This window comes from Hymenobacter ginkgonis, from assembly GCF_009755225.1.
Taxonomy (GTDB): Bacteria; Bacteroidota; Bacteroidia; order Cytophagales; family Hymenobacteraceae; genus Hymenobacter; species Hymenobacter ginkgonis.
Genome location: NZ_WQKZ01000001.1, coordinates 1,264,256 through 1,278,551, shown reverse-complemented (window position 1 = coordinate 1,278,551; position 14,296 = coordinate 1,264,256). Strand labels below are relative to the sequence as shown.

13 protein-coding genes and 1 tRNA gene are annotated in these 14,296 nt (G+C 64.9%); 8 read left to right on the top strand and 6 right to left on the bottom strand.

The features are described 5' to 3' along the window. Positions 1 to 220: 220 nt before the first annotated feature. Both GO988_RS05095 and GO988_RS05090 read right to left on the bottom strand, forming a co-directional pair. Positions 221 to 490 carry a hypothetical protein gene (locus GO988_RS05095; RefSeq protein WP_157562416.1) on the bottom strand — a complete coding sequence of 90 codons (270 nt, stop codon included), beginning with the start codon at positions 488 to 490 and terminating at the stop codon, positions 221 to 223. Positions 491 to 603: 113 nt separating this feature from the next. Next, on the bottom strand, positions 604 to 1,260 hold the full coding sequence (locus GO988_RS05090; RefSeq protein WP_157562415.1) for an HD domain-containing protein: 657 nt from the start codon (positions 1,258 to 1,260) through the stop codon (positions 604 to 606). 113 nt (positions 1,261 to 1,373) lie between these two features. On the opposite strand from GO988_RS05090, the gene GO988_RS05085 reads away from it, so the two are divergent. From GO988_RS05085 to GO988_RS05075, 3 genes are all read left to right on the top strand, one after another. Beyond that, a complete protein-coding gene (locus GO988_RS05085; RefSeq protein ID WP_157562414.1) occupies positions 1,374 to 2,369 on the top strand; it encodes an NAD(P)H-dependent glycerol-3-phosphate dehydrogenase in 996 nt (331 codons plus the stop codon). Positions 2,370 to 2,410: 41 nt separating this feature from the next. Beyond that, positions 2,411 to 2,809 (top strand): DUF4259 domain-containing protein, encoded by a 399-nt coding sequence (locus GO988_RS05080; protein WP_157562413.1) that lies wholly within the window; start codon positions 2,411 to 2,413, stop codon positions 2,807 to 2,809. Positions 2,810 to 3,189: 380 nt separating this feature from the next. Further along, on the top strand, positions 3,190 to 3,618 hold the full coding sequence (locus tag GO988_RS05075) for an EamA family transporter (RefSeq protein ID WP_157562412.1): 429 nt from the start codon (positions 3,190 to 3,192) through the stop codon (positions 3,616 to 3,618). 35 nt (positions 3,619 to 3,653) lie between these two features. Here GO988_RS05075 and GO988_RS05070 read toward each other — a convergent pair whose 3' ends face one another. The 4 genes from GO988_RS05070 to GO988_RS05055 form a co-directional block, all read right to left on the bottom strand. Then, positions 3,654 to 4,250 carry a Maf family nucleotide pyrophosphatase gene (locus GO988_RS05070; RefSeq protein WP_157562411.1) on the bottom strand — a complete coding sequence of 199 codons (597 nt, stop codon included), beginning with the start codon at positions 4,248 to 4,250 and terminating at the stop codon, positions 3,654 to 3,656. 13 nt (positions 4,251 to 4,263) lie between these two features. Then, positions 4,264 to 5,607, bottom strand: a complete 1,344-nt coding sequence (locus GO988_RS05065) for a DUF1015 domain-containing protein (RefSeq protein ID WP_157562410.1) — start codon at positions 5,605 to 5,607, stop codon at positions 4,264 to 4,266. Positions 5,608 to 5,710: 103 nt separating this feature from the next. Next, entirely contained in the window at positions 5,711 to 6,373 is a 663-nt protein-coding gene (gene pdxH / locus GO988_RS05060; protein ID WP_157562409.1) for a pyridoxamine 5'-phosphate oxidase, read from the bottom strand. 114 nt (positions 6,374 to 6,487) lie between these two features. Beyond that, positions 6,488 to 8,446, bottom strand: coding sequence for a hypothetical protein (locus GO988_RS05055; protein WP_157562408.1), 1,959 nt, complete (start codon positions 8,444 to 8,446; stop codon positions 6,488 to 6,490). 3 nt (positions 8,447 to 8,449) lie between these two features. Between GO988_RS05055 and GO988_RS24745 the strand changes: the two genes are divergently transcribed. From GO988_RS24745 to GO988_RS05030, 5 genes are all read left to right on the top strand, one after another. Beyond that, complete coding sequence (locus GO988_RS24745; protein ID WP_394351218.1) at positions 8,450 to 8,683, top strand: hypothetical protein; 234 nt, start codon at positions 8,450 to 8,452, stop codon at positions 8,681 to 8,683. 2,041 nt (positions 8,684 to 10,724) lie between these two features. Then, positions 10,725 to 11,282 carry a YqgE/AlgH family protein gene (locus GO988_RS05045; protein ID WP_157562406.1) on the top strand — a complete coding sequence of 186 codons (558 nt, stop codon included), beginning with the start codon at positions 10,725 to 10,727 and terminating at the stop codon, positions 11,280 to 11,282. 82 nt (positions 11,283 to 11,364) lie between these two features. Continuing rightward, entirely contained in the window at positions 11,365 to 13,794 is a 2,430-nt protein-coding gene (locus tag GO988_RS05040; protein ID WP_198172507.1) for a DUF349 domain-containing protein, read from the top strand. 110 nt (positions 13,795 to 13,904) lie between these two features. Then, positions 13,905 to 13,977, top strand: a tRNA-Thr gene (locus GO988_RS05035). A gap of 55 nt (positions 13,978 to 14,032) precedes the next feature. Further along, positions 14,033 to 14,296, top strand: a complete 264-nt coding sequence (locus GO988_RS05030) for a hypothetical protein (RefSeq protein WP_157562404.1) — start codon at positions 14,033 to 14,035, stop codon at positions 14,294 to 14,296.

Below are 14,296 nucleotides of genomic sequence, written 5' to 3'. Positions count from 1 at the left end.
TTCAACGAAAGGCAGCGGCTTCGAGAACCGGCCGCCCTAGGCAGGAAGCCGGCGCACTAAGCCGCTGCTTAATACGTGCGCAAGTTACGGCAAAAAACCCGTTTTTCCTAGCGTTTACGGGACTTTGTACCCTGCCTCGCCCTACCCCCGACGCAGGGCCTTGCCCCTGCCCTACCCCCGTCAAAAAGCGTAATTCGGGCAAAGCCGCTTACGGCCGCGCTTACTTAAGCGACTTACTTTGGTCTTTCTCGTGGCGCTTGCCGTCGCCCTCGCGCTTCACCTTGTACTTCTCGCCAATGGCGGGGTACTGCATCTTCCAAATGGGCCGGGCGCGGTACTTGGCGCCGTTGTGGTAGTGCGCTTTACGGATGTGGCACGAGTCGATGGGACAGGTGCGGCAACTGCCCAGCGTGAGGCCTGCGAGCAGCACCAGCAGCAGCGCAAGGAGGTGCCGGGCGCGGCCGGCGGAAGTTAAAACACCCATCTTCATGGCGTAAAGGTAGGTTTTTACTCGCTAGGTACTGGTGTAGGGGGTAGTAGTTATGGCCGGCCAACTACTGCGAAGCGGCCGGAATTACTATCCTCTATCACGCCAGTACCTACTTAACACACGTCAACGCTATCCCACTCGCGCAGAAACTGCGCCACAAAGGCTTCCATGAACTGGTGGCGTTCCTGGGCCAGCTGGCGGGCGGCGGGCGTGTGCAGGCGGTCTTTGAGGTGCAGCAGCTTCTCGTAGAAGTGGTTGAGGGTGGGCGCGGTGCTTTGCTGGTAGCTGGCAAAGCTCTCGTGCGACACCGGGGGGGTAGCCGGGTCGTGCATCGGGCGGCCCTTGTGGCCGCCGTAGGCAAAGGCCCTGCCCACCCCAATGGCGCCAATGGCGTCGAGGCGGTCAGCATCCTGCACCACGGCCGCGTCGGGGCTGCTGGCGGGCGTTTCTACCCCTAAGCCCTTGAAACTCACCTCGCGGATAACCTGCTCGACGCGGGCCACTGTGGCTTCGGGCACGTGCTGGCTCAGCAGCCAGGCGCGGGCGGCGCGGGGGCCGGCCTCGTAGTCGCCGCCGTGAAACTTCCAGTCGGCAATGTCGTGGAGCAGCGCGGCCAGCTCCACCACGAGCAGGTCAGTACCAGGCGTTTGGGCGGCCAGCGCGCGCGCTACCTGCCACACCCGCCGAATGTGCGGCCAGTCGTGGCCCGAGCCTTCGGCCTGAAACTTTTCTTCGATAAAAGTGGCCGTGGCGGCAATAAGCTGCTCCATAGGATAACGTCTTTACTTCCGTAGAAACCGCAAATATGGGCCCTGCGGCTCTAGCTTGCGGCCTGAATTCCCCACTGACCTCCCGACGGGCCGCCTGCGACCGGCCCCACCTTATGGAAAAAATTGCCATGCTTGGCGGCGGCTCCTGGGCCACGGCCCTCACCAAACTCCTCTCCGAAAACGGCGCCCGCGTCGATTGGTGGCTCCGCTCGAAGGAGGATGTGCAGCACCTGCTGCGCACCGGCCACAACCCGCGCTACCTCTCGGCGGTGCAGTTCGACCGCAACCTGGTTTACCCGACCACCGACCTCAACGACGCTATTTCGGAGGCCGACTGGCTGGTGCTGGCCGTGCCGGCGGCCTTCGTGCAGCCGGTACTCGACAAGCTGGGCCGCGACGCACTGCGCCACAAAATCGGCGTCGTATCGGCCATCAAGGGCATGATTCCGAGCAAGAACGTGCTCGTAACGGACTACGTGCAGGAGCGCTTCCGCCTCCCCCCCACCAAGCTCGGCGTCATTGCCGGGCCCTGCCACGCCGAGGAAGTAGCCCTCGAAAAACAGAGCTACCTCACCATTGGCTCGCCCGACGTGCCGGGCCTGGCCACGGGCTTCTGCGAGCTGCTGCGCTGCCGTTATGTATCGGCCCACCCCGCGGCCGACCTCGACGGCATTGAGTACTGCGCCGTCATGAAAAACATTATTGCCCTCACGGGCGGCATCGCCCACGGCCTGGGCTACGGCGACAATTTTCTGGCCGTGCTGGTGAGCAACGCGGTGCAGGAAATCCGGCGCTTTTTGCAGGCCATTTCGCCCCAGCCGCGCGACCTCTCGGCCTCGGCCTACCTCGGCGACTTGCTGGTGACGGCCTACTCGCAGTTTTCGCGCAACCGCACCTTTGGCTCTATGGTCGGCCGCGGCTACTCCGTTAAGTCGGCCCAGCTCGAAATGAACATGGTGGCCGAGGGCTACTACGCCGTCAAGAGCATTCACGAACTCAACCGCCGGCTCAAGGTAAATATGCCCATCACCACGGCGGCGTACAATATTTTGTATGAACGCATTGCCCCGGCCGTGGAACTGGAAATTTTGAAAGAGAAGCTGCGGTAACCCCCTCTTGATTTTATTCCTTTACAACCAACCTACACTTTATGGGAGCCTGGGGAAGCCGAAATTTTGAAAATGACTCCGCCTTGGATTTTGTGGGTGCTTTTACTACTACTCCCTCAGTAGAAAACCTGGCAGCAGCGCTAACTACCGTCATTAACTTAGGGGCAGAGGGCGAATATATAGAGGTAGAAGAAGCTAGTGCGGCCTTGGCTGCGGCCGAAATACTAGCGACCGTACTAGGGAAGCCAGCCCCTGACTTTCCCGCTGAGTTACGGCCAGCGTTAGGAGCCATCCACAATGCTGCGGCCTTACAGCAAACAGCGCGCAAAGCGGTCAACCAGGTTTTGAAAGAATCAGAACTGCAAGAGTTATGGGCTGAGGGCGACGACTTTGCAGAATGGCAGACCATTCAGCGCGATTTAGTGGACCGGCTGAAATAACAGCAACTAACTACTGCCCTACCCCGTTATATTTGCAGGGGTTAAAAAAATAAGGGGCCGGGCACTTGGCCCAACCCCTTACCCAACTACCGGAGAATGTAGGTGAGAAGTAGCGCGGCCAAGGCCTTAGCTACGCCACCTGCAAACCCCACCAATGCCGCCGTACCGATGGCATCGAGTAGTTTTTTCGCGTTGTCCCGTTTCATTGGTGATGAAGTGTAGGGTTCTGCAAAACCCCCGCTTCTTGAAACCCCGAGCTGTTAGCGCAGCCGGGGTTTCTCTTTTTCAAGAGCTACCGTAGGCCGGGGGACATACCCAACGCGCGTGCCGGCAAAGGTAGCGGCGGCATCTTTGCGGGGCTATCCCTACCCCCTGCGCTTATGCTCAACTGGCTCCCCCTGGCGCTGCTCACGGCCCTGTGCCTGGCCGGCTACAATTTCTTTATCAAGCTCGCCGCCGAGCACCTGCCCCCCGCCGTGGGCGCCGTGGTGCTGCAACTGGTGGCCGCGGGGCTGGGCGCAGCGTGGCTGCTGCGCCTGCGGCTGCAAGGGCAGCCGGTGGAGGTATCGGCCAAGGGCCTGGGGCTGGCGGCGCTGGCCGGCCTCAGCGTGGGGCTGGCCGAGATTCTGACCTTTGTGGTGTTTAAGCGCGGTGTGCCGGCCGCCGTGGGCACCCCCGTGATTGTGGGCGGCTCGGTGCTGCTGGCGGCGCTCCTGGGGCTGGTGGTGCTGCGCGAGAGCCTCACGCTAGCCCAATTGGGTGGGCTCGGGCTTATTGTGGTGGGGGTCGGCTTGCTGGCGCGGGGCTAAGCAACCCGCCCTGGCCCTACCCCCGCGCTAGCAACTCAGGCGTAGCGGGCGCTGAAGAAACCTAGCTTTTCAAGCTCGGCCCACACGCGGTGGGTGGGCAGGCCCATCACGTTGAAGTAGGAGCCTTCGAGGCGGTCGATGCCCACCAGGCCCAGCCAGTCCTGGGCGCCGTAGGCGCCGGCCTTGTCCAGGGGCTGGTAGTGCTGCACATAATGCGCGATTTCGGCGGGGCTGAGCGGCCGGAAATGCACCGTCGTTTCGTCGGAGAACACGACCGGCGCGCGGCCATCGCCGGGCAGCAGGCACACCCCAGTGTATACCTGGTGGGCGCGGCCCTGCAGGCGGCCCAGCATCTGGCGGGCCTCGGCGGCATCGGCGGGCTTGTTGAGCACATCGTCATCCAGGCACACGATGGTGTCGGCGGTGAGCAGCAGCTCGGTGGGGCCCAGGTCGGGGCGGTAGGCTTCGGCCTTGTGGCGGGCCAAAAACTCGGCCACGGCCGCCCGGCGCAGGCGCGCCGGGAAGCTTTCATCGACCTCGCGCAGCCGGATGTCATAAGCCAGGCCCAGGTCGGTGAGCAGTTGGCGGCGGCGCGGCGAGCCGGAGGCCAGAATTAAGGTAAGGGCAGCCATAGGGTACGGCCGGCTACGCCAGCGGTTGGGGTTCGTGAAAGACCTGATCGAACACCGAAAAGTCGTTTTCCAGGCTAGAAAACAGCAGGCCTGCCAGCGTCTTAGGGTAGAAAAAGGTGGACTTGGCCGGCATCACGGCGCCCGAGTGGCACACGGCCTCGACCTGGGCCATGGTTACCTCGTTGGTAAGAAAGGCGGCGCGGGCCTCGCCCCGGTCCACGCGTTGCAGGCACTCGGCCAGGCCGCGCACGTAGGCCAGCGCCGGGCCGCTGCGCTGGGCCTCGGCCCCGCCCAACTGGAGCGCTTTTTCGAAGGCAAAGTAATGCAGCACCGTCAGGTCGAGGTCCTTGACTTCGGCGGTGGTATCCCAGGCGAGGTCGGCGTGCACTTCGGGGCGCAGGCGCAGCTTGTAGGCCGCCCCGCCGGGCAGGTAGAGCCCAAACGCCCACCGCTTACCGGCAATAATCTCGGGCAAATCCTGGGCTTCGGCCTGCGGCTGCACCGTAAAGTAGGGCGCTAGGCGGGCCAGCAGCTCGGCATCGGGCAGCGACGCGGGCAACTCCAGCAGCAGGCGGTGGGTAGGCAGGATGCGCAAGTCGTCGCTGGCCGCGTTGGTGAGGTACATCAGGTGGTAGTTCCAGGGCTCGCGGCCGGTGCTACCCCCTGGCCCAGCGGCCAGCTCCCGGGCCTGGCGGTAAGCCAGCGAACCCTCGTAGCGGTGGTGGCCATCGGCCAGAATAACCTGGCGCGCCGCCAGCACCGCCTGAAACCGCCGAATAGTGGGCGCGTCCTGAATCACGGCCAGCACGTCGCGCGCGCCCTGGTAGTCTTCCTCCGTGCGGCAAAGCGGGTCTTGGATGGCCTCGTCCATCAGGCGCTCCAGGGCAAACGCCTCGTCGCGGTACAGGCCGTGGGTGGCGCTGGTTTGAAACTGCAATTCGGCCAGCAGCTCGGCGCGGTCGTTGACGGCGGCGGGCAGCGTGTTTTCGTGGCGCAGCACTACCCCCTCCTCCCAGCCATAGGCCCGAATGTGGCACATAAAGCCCTTGCGGCAGCGCTCGCGGCGCGAGCCTGGCAACCGAAAATACTGGTAATACACGTAAATGCCCGGCAGCTCATCCTGGCGCAATACGCCCGCGGCCTGCCACTCGGCCAGGCGCCGGGCGGCCGCCGCGTGGGGGGGTAGGCCGCCCTCGGGACGCGGCACCGAAAGGTGAATGGAGTTGAGCGGCTGCTGGTAGAGCGCCTCGCGCTGGCGCACGCTCACTACGTCGAACAGTGGCGACACCACGTCGTCAATCTGGGTTAGGAGCGCGGGGTTGTAGCGCCAGCCACGCACGGGTTGAATTTCAGCCAAAACAAGAAGCAGTGAGCAAATAATGAAGGAGCCGTACGCAGGTAGTCCGGAGCCCTTGAACGCGCATTTGTTCACGGCCCTGGGCTGACTGCTCACCGCTTTTTTACGGGGCCAAGCGGCTGATTTTCCACGGATTGCTACCTTCCGCTTGGCGCTCGTACACCAGGCGGTCGTGGAGGCGGCTGGGGCGGCCCTGCCAGAATTCAAGGCGGGTAGGGCGCAGCACGTAGCCCCCCCAGTGCGGCGGGCGGGGCAAGGGGTTTTGGCCGGCAAAGCGGGCTTCTACCGCGTGCTCGCGGGCTTCGAGCTCGGCGCGGCTGCCGATGGGCTCGCTCTGGGGCGAGGCCCAGGCGCCCACCTGGCTGCTGCGGGGCCGGCTTTGGAAATACTCGGTCGAGACGCCTTCGGGGGCTTTTTCTACCCAGCCTTCTACCCGCACTTGGCGCTCGAGGCCGGGCCAGAAAAAGTTGAGCGCCGCCAGGGGCTGGCTGGCCAGCTCGTGGCCCTTGCGCGAATCGTAGTTGGTGAAAAACAGGAAGCCCGCCTCGTCGGGCAGGCCCTTGAGCAGCACCACGCGCTGGCTGGGCTGGCCGGTGGCCGCATCCACGGTGGCCAGGGTAAGGGCGGCGGGCTCGGGTAGCTGGGCGGCCACGGCCTCGTCCAGCCACTGCCGAAACTGGCGCACGGCATCGGGCAGCACGTCGGCTTCGAGCAGCGTGCGCTGGCTGTAGCTCTGGCGCAAGTCGGCTAGTTCAGAATCAGTCATTCTTAAGGATAAACTAGGTTAAAGATTCATTTTCCGGCTAAGCTTTCCCCCGCTTTTAGCCAAGCCAGCTAACGCTTCTACGGCGTTACGCCGTAATTGCGCCGTTAATAGCCCTTATTTCCGCGCTTGCCACTCGTAGAGCGACCAGCTACCCTGGTGGCGCAGCCGGCGCATGTGCTGCTCCTGGATGAAGGCGGGCACCCGCTCGAACAACGCCAGCACCTCGGGGCGGTCCTTGAGCTGCTCGCGGTAGTAGTTGTTGCGGCCGTCGTAGTAGGCCGTGTCCAAAAACACGAGGATGGGCCGCGGGTCGAGGCGCGCCAGCAGGGCCGGGTCGGGGCCGCCGGGGCGGAACATCGACTGCAATTCGGCGGCCTGGTAGCCGGGGGTGCGGCCCGCTTTGTTCGACATCAACGGGAGGCCCGTGATAAGGCCCAGCTGGTAGCCGTTGTTGCAGTGCGGGTCGTCGGGGTCTACGCCCAGGTAGGGGGCATCGTCTACCTTAGTGCCCTGGTGCCAGTAGGGCAAGGGCAAAATGGCCTGGTAGCGGCCGGGCTCGGGCCAGCCCACCAGCTCGTGGATGGCCGCCGTAGCGGGCGCGCGCAGCAGGTTGTCGCGCTGCGAATTGTCGTGGTAGTGCCGGGTGGCGTGCACGGCATCCACCACGGCCAGCCCGGCCAGCAGCACCCACAGCGCCTGCAAGCCGCGGCTACTACGGGCCGCAGCCTGCCGCCAGGCCAGGCCCGCGTACCAGCTAAAGCCCAGCAGCAAGGCCCACCAAAACGGCCAGATAAACCGCCCCAGCGCCCGAAACTGCGTCACGCGCACCGTGAGCTTGTGCAGCCACAGAAAGGGGTTGAGGTAGTTGTGAACGACGTAGTAGTCGTTGTCGAGGTGAATTTCTTCGCCCAAGGCAATGAGCACCAGCGGCAGCGTGGCCAGCAGCAGCAGGTGCAGCCAGGCGCGGCTGGGCTCGGTGGCGGGGGGTAGGGCGGGCAGCAAGGCCGGGCCGGCTAGCCCGCGCCGGCGCCGCGCCCGGCTCACCCAGGCCAGCACCGCCACCACTACCAGCCCGTAGAGCGCAAACGCTCCTAGGTAGGCGCTCGACTCGTAGGGCACGCCAGCCGTGCGCTCGAACAGAAACCGGACTTTATTGAACACATAGCCCTTGAAGAGGCTACCTACTTGGAATTTCCACTCTATCCAGTCGTAGCCGTCGGCGCCGGCCGGGCGCTCGCCGGCGCGCTTATCCAGCACTTGCAGCAGCCCGAAGGTGAAGACCAGCGTGGCCCCGAGCATGGCCGCCGCTCGGCCCGCCAGCGCCCGCCAGGGCCGGGCGGCCAGCGCCTCGCGCCCCAGCCACAACACCAAAAACAACCCGACCCACATGCCCATGATGCCCAGGTAGTAAAAGTGCACCCAGCTGGCCGCCACCAGCGCCCCGCCCAGGCCCAGCCACCAGCGGCCCAGCGGCCGGCCCGCGCGCCAGGCGCCGTACAAGCCTTGCAGCACCCACAACGGCCCCAGCACGGCCGGCACGTAGGCCAGCGCCAGGTGCCCTACCCCCAGCCGAATGGCCTGCGGGGCCAACCAAGGCAGGGCCACGCTCAGCACCAGCGCCAGCCAGGCGGGCACCGCTAGCCGCCGCAACATACTCAGCAGCAATACCGTACCCAGCGCAAAGCCGCTCAAAATAAAAAGGTCGAACGCGTACGCGCCGTAGGGCTCTAGCCCCGGCACGGCCCGCACCAGCCCGTGCAGCGGAATACTGAAGCCGGGCGCGATGTCCGTATAGAACAGGTATTCGCCGAAGGGATAGTTGGTACCGTGGTCGAGCAGGCCCTGGCTCAGCGGCTGCCGCAGCACGGTGGCCAGGGCATAGTAGCTCCGAATACCGTCGTAGTGATTAACCAACAGGTACTGGCCGGGGTGGCCCAGCAGCCGCCCAAACGTGGCCAGCAGCACCAGCACCTGGGCCAGGCCCGCGGCCAGCAGCAGGCGCCGGCTAGTACGACGAGTAAGCTGCGGAGCCGCGGCGGTAAGCGGCGCAAACCCAGTATCGCGTGAAGTCATGCTTTGCAAAAACAACTAAAAAGAGCCGCCACTAGCGCAGCGCAGGCGCGGGCAAAGGTAGCGGCAGCCCTACTTGGTTTAAGGAGTTTAGGGGGAATACTTAGCGCGGCACCGGGGCCGCCCTACCCCCACCCGCCGCGGCCGGCAGCACCGGCTGCCACTCGTAGAGCGAGTGCGGGCCTTCGTGGGCCAGACGGCGCATGTGCTGCTCCAGCACGAAAGCCGGCATGCGGTTGAACAAGGCCAGCGCGTCGGGGCGGTCGCGCAGCTGGTCGCGGTAAAACGTGTTGCCGGTGTAATAGGTCGAGTCGAGGTACACTAAAATGGGCCGCGGGTCGAGCCGCGCCAGCAGGGCCGGGTCGGGGCCTTCGGGGCGAAACAAGCCCATGAGCTCGCGGGCCTGGTAGCTGGGGGCGCGGCCGCCGTGGTGGGCCATCAGCGGCAGGCCTGTCACCATGCCCAGCTGGTAGGTACGCACCGCAAACGGGTCTTCGGCATCGACGCCCATATAGGGCTGTTCGAAAGACTCGGTGCCCGAGTGGTAGAAAGGCAGGGGCAAAATGGCCTGGTAGCGGCCCGGCGCCCGCCAGCCCCAGCCCAGCAGGGCGCGGGCGGCGTTGGTACGCGGGCCCGCTAAGGGGTTTTCGAGCTGCGTGCCCACCTGGTAGTAGCGGGTGCTGCCGAGCACATCTACCACGGCCAGCGCGGCCAGCCCGACCCACAGCCCAGCCAGCCAAACCCGGCGCGTGGCCCGAGCCTGGCGCCAAGCCAAGCCCGCGTACCAGCTAAAGCCCAGCACCAGCGCCCACCAAAAAGGCCAAATAAACCGCGCCAGCGCCCGAAACTGCGTAATGCGCTCGGTGAGCTTGTGCACCCACAAAAACAGGTTCAGGTAATTGGTAACCACGTAGCCGCCGTGGTCTACCTCAATGGTTTCGCCCAGCGCGGCCAGCGCCAGCGGCAGGCTGGCCAGCAGCAGCAGGCCCACAAACTCGCGGCTGCCGTCGGTAGCGGGGGGGAGGGCGGGCAGCAGCGCGGGGTCGGGGAGCCCGCGTTGGCGCCGGCGCCAACTCACCACAGCCAGCACGCCCACCAGCACCAAGCCGTAGAGCACAAAGGCCCCCAGGTAGGTGTACGACTCGTAAGGCACGCCCCCGACGCGCTCGAGCAAAAAGCGGACTTTATGAAAAGCGTGGCCCGTAAAGAGAGTCGTAAACTGAAACCGCCACTCTATCCAGTCGTAGCCGCCGCTGCCCACGGGGCGCTCGGCGCGGCGCCCATCTAGCACCAGCAGCAGCCCGAAGGTGGCGGCAGCCAGCGCCACCAGCAGCGCCGCCGCCCGCCCGGCCAGGGCCCGCCAGGGCCGGCCCGCCAGCGCCTCGCGCAGCGCCCACAAACCAAAAAAGCTTCCCAGCCAGCCACCCAAAATACCCAGGTAGTAGAAGTGTATCCAGGTAGCCGCCACCGCCGCCAGCCCGAGCCCCATCCACCAGCGCCCGGTGGGCTGGCCCGCCCGGCGGGCCCGGTGCAGCCCTTGCAGCAGCCACAGCGGCCCTAGCAGGGCCGGCGTGTAGGCCAGCGCCAGGTGCCCTACCCCCGGCCCCAACCGCGAGGTTTGCGGTCCTAACCAGGGCAGGGCCACGCTCAGCACCAACGCCAACCAGGCCGGCACCGCCAATCGCCGCAAAATACGCAGCAGCAGCAGCGTGCTCAGCAGCAGGCCCGCCAAGATAAATACCTCGAACAAGTACAGGCCGTAGGGCGCCAGCGCGGGCACGGCCTGTACCAGCCCGTGCAGCGGCACGCTCACCAACGGGGCAATGTCCGTAAAGAAAATATACTCCCCAAACGGGTAGTTCTGCCCGTGCTCCAGCAGGCCCTGGCGCAGCGGCTGCCGCAAAAAAGTGGCCAGCGAGTAGTAGCTACTGGCGCAGTCGGCGTGGTCTACCAGCACGTACCGGCCGGGGTGGCCCAGCAGCTTGCCGTAGGTGCCCAGCAGCAGCGCCAGTTGCAGCAGGCCCGCTACCAGCAGCAAGGCCAGGCGATGGGCCGCCCACCGGCGGCCGGCGGGCGGCCCCGAAGAAAAAGATGTCATAACCTGAGAAAACAAGGAAATACGGGGGGGCAGTAGGTCGTTAAGAAAGGCGAAATAACGCCGCGCCAGCCCCGGCCGCAAAGGTAGCGGGGGTGGCCGGGGGCCTGCTTTCGCCCAAAATTCGCTGGGGCGGGCACTATCCGGCCCGCGGCTGCGTACTAGTTTACGTACGTCCTTTGCCCTATGAAGCCCGGTACCCTTCTTATCTCGCAGCCCTTTCTAGGCGACCCTAACTTCGAGCGCAGCGTAGTGCTGCTCTGCCGCCACAGTCCCAGCGAGGGCGCCTTTGGCCTGGTTCTGACCCGGCGCATGGCCCCCGAGCTCGGCGATGTGCTCGATTTGCCACTGGGCGCGGCGGCCCCCGCCGCCGCCCTACCCCTCTATGAGGGCGGCCCCGTGCAACTCGACTCCCTCCATTTTGTGCATCGCCACGCCGCCCTGCCCGGGGCCACCGACCTAGGCCAGGACGTGTATTGGGGTGGCGATTTTGACCACCTTATCACTCTGATAAACAGTAGCGTTATCTCACTCAATGAGGTGCGTTGCTTCGTAGGCTATTCGGGCTGGTCGGCGGGGCAGTTGGAGGAGGAAATCCAACGCGGCTCCTGGATTCGACAGCCCGCTAGTGCCGGGAAAGTATTTACTTTGGAGCCTGATGCGTTTTGGCAGGGCATCCTGCGCGAAAAAGGCGGCCGCTTCCGGGCCCTCTCCAACTACCCGCTCGACCCTCGACTCAACTAATTTTTTTCCTGCCCTCCGTTCCGGCGCCTTTCCCATTTTTCCCTCCGGCCCCGGCCGGCCGCCGGCTTTTCGTTTTGCTTTTATGCTGCCCGAAGAAAACCCCACCCCCGCCACGCCCACTCCCGGCGCTACCCCCCCAGCCGCGCCCGACCGCCTGAGCATTGTCGAAGCCCGCCTGGCCGAAATTCGCGCCAAGCAAGGTGCGGGGACTGCCCAGCCCGAGCCCGACGCTACCCCCGCGGCGCCCGTCCTCAGCGACACGCCCGTCCTCAGCGACACGCCCGCCGAAGCGGCTGTGCCCCCCGGCGGCGGCGCCACCCAGACCGAAGCCGACCCGCTGCTCTCCGAGCCCGGCTTGGCCGAAGCTACTGGCGTGCCCGCACCGGCGCCCGTCAACGCTCCGCCGGTGAGCGACCCGCTCACCACCCCCGAAGCCGCTGCTGCCGCCGAAACTGCCCAGCACGTACCGGCTGAAGTAGCCGACGAGCACCTCTCTGCCCCGCAGGCCCGCGCCGTGGCCCACTACGGCGAGGCCATGGCTACCCCCGCTGAAGAAACGGAGGCGGCCTCTACCCCCCCCACCGCTTCGGAGGAAGCAGCGCCCGTGCACGCGCTGGCCCACGCCGAAGACATCGAGCTTATGCCCGAGGGAGTCGCTACCCTGCCCACCTCGGCCACCGATACCGCCGCCGAAGCCCACCAGGCCGAGCTAGCGCACCAGCAGGAAGGCGATGCCACTGCGGAAGACACCGAAGGCGACGACTACGTGCCCGAAACGCCGGCTCCCGACTTTGCGACGCTTGACCTCGAAAGCCAGGCTGCGCACCTCATCGACCTGCTGCGCCGCCCCGACGCGCGCCGCAACCGCCAGCAGATTTTCGAGCTCAGCCGCCAGTACGAAGCCAACGTGGCCAGCGCCCGCGCCGCCTCGCGCCAGAAGTTGGCGGAGGATGCCAACGCCCCGCAGGAGTTCAGCTTCCAGCCGCCGGCCAGCCAGGCCGAGTTAAATAAAGCGCTCCAGGAATTCCGCGAAGGCCGCGCCCGCGATGCCAAAGCCGAAGACCAAAGCCGCGCCCAGAACTTGCTTCGCAAGCAGGAGCTGCTGGCCCAGCTGCGCCAGCTGGTAGAAGCCGCCGAAACCAAGGATAGCTCGCAAAAGCTTAAGCAGCTGCAAGCCGACTGGAAAGCTACCGGCCCTGTGCCCCAGACCGACAGCCAGGAAACCTGGAATACCTACCACGGCCTGCTCGACCGCTACTACGCCAACCAAGGCCGCTTCTACGAGCTCAAAGAACTGGACCGCCGCCGCAACCAAGAGGCCAAGGAGGCCCTCGTGGCCCGCGCCGAAGCCCTCAAGGATGCCCCCGGCATCAACAAGGCCCTCGACGAGCTGAAGAAGCTCCACGACGACTGGAAGCACATCGGGCCCGTGCCCGGCGAGCAGCGCGAGCCGCTGTGGCAGCGCTTTTTGGCCGCTTCCGAAGCCGTGCACCTGCGCCGCAAGGAGTTTGTAGACGTGCGTTCGGCGCAGGAAAAAGAGAACTTGGTTATCAAGCAAGCTCTTTTGGAGCGCGTGTTGCCCTTCGCCGAGTTCACGACCGAGCGCGTCAACGAGTGGCGCTCGCGCACCGACGAGCTCCAAGAAATCAAGAAGGAATGGGAGGCCGCCGGCCCTGTGCCCCGCGCCCAGGCCGACCAGCTCAACAAGCAGTACTGGAACGCCTACAAGGCGTTTTTTAACCGCAAAAATGATTTCTTCAAGAGCCTCGACTCCGAGAAGAATACCAACCTGCAAGCCAAATATGCCCTTATCGAGCAGGCCGAAGCCGCTCAGCAGAATCCCGACTTTGAGGAGGCCCGCAGCGTCATTATCCGGGTGCAGAAGGAGTGGAAGGACATTGGCCGAGTGCCCGAGAAGCAGGCCGATAAAATCTGGAAACGCTTCCGCGCCGCCTGCGACGGCGTGTTCGACCGCCCCAAGCAGGAAACCCGCCACCGCGAAGAGCGCCAGTCGGCAGCCAGCACCGAGCAAGTGGCCCGCCTCGACGCCATCGCGCAGCAGATAGCCGCGCTCTCGCCCGCCGAGCCCGGCACGCTGGAAGGCTTCCGAGCCCTGGCGGCCGACTGGCAGCAGCTCGACGCCACCGGCGACCAGCCCGGCGCTGGCACCTCCGACCGGGGCGAAGAGCAGTTTTTGACCCTCATGGGCAAGTACCTCGACCAAACAGCCGGTATTACCCCCGCCGACAAGGAAGACTTGCTGTTTCAGTTGGAGGTAGCCCGCCTCAAGGCGCGGCCGCAGGCCCAGCAGGCTTTCACCCGCAAGGAAACCGGCTTGCGCCGCGAAATCCAGGAGTTAGAAAACGACGTGGCTACCCTGCAAACCAACCTCGACTTCTTCGGCCGCTCGAAAAACGCCGACCAGTTGCGCCAAGAGTACCAGGGCCGCATGAGTGAAACCAATGAGCGCATTGCCAAGCTCAAAAAACAGCTCAAACAACTGCGTAGCTAAGCCGCTGCCAGCCAGCTTCTAAACGGGCTGCCCCCTACGGGCAGCCCGTTTTTTTGGGCCTTACACTTGCGCAAACGCCTCGATGGGGCTTACTTTTGCCCTACAATTAAGCCTCCTTAGCTCAGTTGGTAGAGCTTCTGACTTGTAATCAGAGGGTCGTTGGTTCGAGTCCGACAGGAGGCTCATTGTTAAATAAGCCCATTGTAAATCAAGTATTTACAATGGGCTTTTTCGTAGGGTGCCCGCCGGTGTGCCCCTCTCCTATTATCAAGGCATAGAAAAGGAGCAAAAACACGAGAAAATAGAACACCGCATCTTCGGCGGTCCGGACACTACTAACGCCCTTGACGGCTACGCCAGCTTTCGGGTGGGGCAGCTACCCGCTGCGCTGGACAGTGAAGATGGCGACCTGAGCATTGCTATGGACCACGTGGACCGCATCGACGTAAGGCCGGCGGTGATGACGGCCGCGCGGTTTAAGGAGTGGTTTTCGAAAGCATAG

Excerpts from the sequence above, each read along its gene's own strand:
- GO988_RS05080 (WP_157562413.1), top strand. The coding sequence starts at position 2,411 with ATGGGAGCCTGGGGAAGCCGAAATTTTGAAAATGACTCCGCCTTGGAT.
- GO988_RS05070 (WP_157562411.1), bottom strand. The coding sequence starts at position 4,250 with ATGGCTGCCCTTACCTTAATTCTGGCCTCCGGCTCGCCGCGCCGCCGC.
- GO988_RS05090 (WP_157562415.1), bottom strand. The coding sequence starts at position 1,260 with ATGGAGCAGCTTATTGCCGCCACGGCCACTTTTATCGAAGAAAAGTTT.
- GO988_RS05040 (WP_198172507.1), top strand. The coding sequence starts at position 11,365 with ATGCTGCCCGAAGAAAACCCCACCCCCGCCACGCCCACTCCCGGCGCT.
- GO988_RS05095 (WP_157562416.1), bottom strand. The coding sequence starts at position 490 with ATGAAGATGGGTGTTTTAACTTCCGCCGGCCGCGCCCGGCACCTCCTT.
- GO988_RS05045 (WP_157562406.1), top strand. The coding sequence starts at position 10,725 with ATGAAGCCCGGTACCCTTCTTATCTCGCAGCCCTTTCTAGGCGACCCT.
- GO988_RS05075 (WP_157562412.1), top strand. The coding sequence starts at position 3,190 with ATGCTCAACTGGCTCCCCCTGGCGCTGCTCACGGCCCTGTGCCTGGCC.
- GO988_RS05055 (WP_157562408.1), bottom strand. The coding sequence starts at position 8,446 with ATGACTTCACGCGATACTGGGTTTGCGCCGCTTACCGCCGCGGCTCCG.
- pdxH (WP_157562409.1), bottom strand. The coding sequence starts at position 6,373 with ATGACTGATTCTGAACTAGCCGACTTGCGCCAGAGCTACAGCCAGCGC.
- GO988_RS05085 (WP_157562414.1), top strand. The coding sequence starts at position 1,374 with ATGGAAAAAATTGCCATGCTTGGCGGCGGCTCCTGGGCCACGGCCCTC.